3 protein-coding genes are annotated in these 1,755 nt (G+C 76.0%); all 3 read right to left on the bottom strand.

Going from position 1 to position 1,755, the window contains the following annotated elements; translation table 11 throughout:
* Nucleotides 1-473 (bottom strand): indole-3-glycerol phosphate synthase TrpC (locus VGI02_RS19520; RefSeq protein ID WP_331629909.1); only part of this gene is annotated, 473 nt, incomplete at its 3' end.
* A 94-nt stretch (nt 474-567) separates the two neighbouring features.
* Nucleotides 568-1,272, bottom strand: a complete 705-nt coding sequence (locus VGI02_RS19515; protein WP_331629907.1) for a Trp biosynthesis-associated membrane protein — start codon at nt 1,270-1,272, stop codon at nt 568-570.
* Nucleotides 1,269-1,755, bottom strand: a 487-nt coding sequence (locus tag VGI02_RS19510; RefSeq protein WP_331629905.1) for a chorismate-binding protein, incomplete at its 5' end; no start/stop codon positions are given. The genes VGI02_RS19515 and VGI02_RS19510, both read right to left, overlap by 4 nt.

Below are 1,755 nucleotides of genomic sequence, written 5' to 3'. Positions count from 1 at the left end.
AGCGAGTGCACGCGGTCGACGAGGGCGTCCAGCGCGTTCTGCTCGAGCACCGAGCACATCAGGAGCACCAGGTCCGCGCCGTGGGCCCGGGCCTCGTGCACCTGGTAGGTGCCGACCACGAAGTCCTTGCGCAGGACGGGGATGTCGACCGCCGCGCGGACCTCGTCGAGGTCGGTCAGCGAACCCTCGAAGAGTCGCTGCTCGGTGAGGACGCTGATGATCCGGGCGCCGCCCTCGACGTACTGGCGGGCGAGCTTCGCGGGGTCGGGGATGTCGACCATGTGACCCCGCGACGGCGAGGCGCGCTTGACCTCGGCGATGACGCCGATGCCCTGCCCCTGCAGCGCGGCGAGCGCGTCCTTGGCAGGAGGCGCTGCGACTGCGGCGGCCTTGACCTGGTCGAACGGGACGGCGGCCTCGCGGACCGCGAGGTCGGCACGGACCCCCTCGAGGATCTTCTCCAGGACGCTCACGCGGATGCTGCCCCCATTCCTCGGGCGATCTTCGGTCGTGCTCACCGGCCCTCTGGACCCCCCGCCCGATCCCGCCGGCGGAGTTCGTTCCATGTTAACCCCGGCCTCCTTCCGCCCCGTCCGGTGCCCTCCCCGCGGAGGGGCCCGCCGGGCTCTCGTCGTCGCCCCGGTGCCCGGGCACCGGGGGGTCGTGCGGGGGCGTTCCCGTGGTCGGGTCCTCCCCCGCGTCGAGCGCCTCCCAGAGGCTGCGCTCGTCGTCCACCGGGCGCGTCCGGGCAGGTCCGGTGGGTGCGTCGTAGCGCGCACCGAGCCGCGGCATGATCGATCCCCGGGCCGCCACCAGGGCGCCCGTGGCGACGAGCAGCAGCCCACCCACCGCCGCGAGCAGGGGCCAGACGGGCGTGACCGCGACACCCAGCGCCCGGCCGGCCTGGCGGGCCGAGGTGGGCAGCAGCGCCGGGGCGGGGGCGGCGAGCCCGGACACCGCCCGGAGCAGGGCCCACAGGCCGGCGACCCCCACGATCACCCCGACGGCGCGCCTGCCCCAGCCGGTCGTCGCGAGCAGTCCGCCGATCGCGGCGAGGGCCAGGAGCGCCCACGGCACGAGGACCGGCTCGGTGTCCGCGCCGTTCGCCGTGGCCACCACGGTGCCGCGCAGCGGCACCTCCCACGTCGCCGTGAGCCAGGTGCCGCGCGAGGCGCCCCAGAGCGCGAGCGCGCCGAGCAGCAGGCCGACGACGGCGAGCCCGAGCAGCCGGGAGCCGGGACGGCGGGGTGCCGGCCCGGCGGGGCCGGTCACGAGGCGTCCCGTCCCGGGTCGCGGGCCGGTTCGGGGACCCCGAGGGTGCCCGCGGTCGCCACCGCGGCCAGGACCGCGCGCGCCTTGTTGGAAGCCTCGGTGTCCTCGGCGACCGGGTCGGAGTCGGCCACGATCCCGCCGCCGGCCTGGACGTGGGCGACGCCGTCGCGCAGCAGCCCGGTGCGGATGGCGATCGCGGTGTCCGCGTCCCCGGCGAAGTCGAGGTAGCCGACGATGCCGCCGTAGAGCCCGCGCCGGGTGGGCTCCAGCTCCTCGATGATCTCCATCGCCTTCGGCTTCGGCGCACCGGACAGCGTGCCCGCGGGGAAGCAGGCGGTCACCGCGTCGAAGGCCGTGCGGCCCTCGGCGAGCCGCCCGGACACCGTCGAGACCAGGTGCATGACGTGGCTGTACCGCTCGATGTCGAAGAACCGGTGCACCTTGACCGTCCCCGGCTCGCAGACCCGCCCGAGGTCGTTGCGC

Origin of the sequence: Actinomycetospora sp. (assembly GCF_036497245.1) — a bacterium.
Classification (GTDB): Bacteria; Actinomycetota; Actinomycetes; order Mycobacteriales; family Pseudonocardiaceae; genus Actinomycetospora.
The sequence above is the reverse complement of the archived record's forward strand: the minus strand, read 5'-3'. Positions and strand labels throughout refer to the sequence as shown.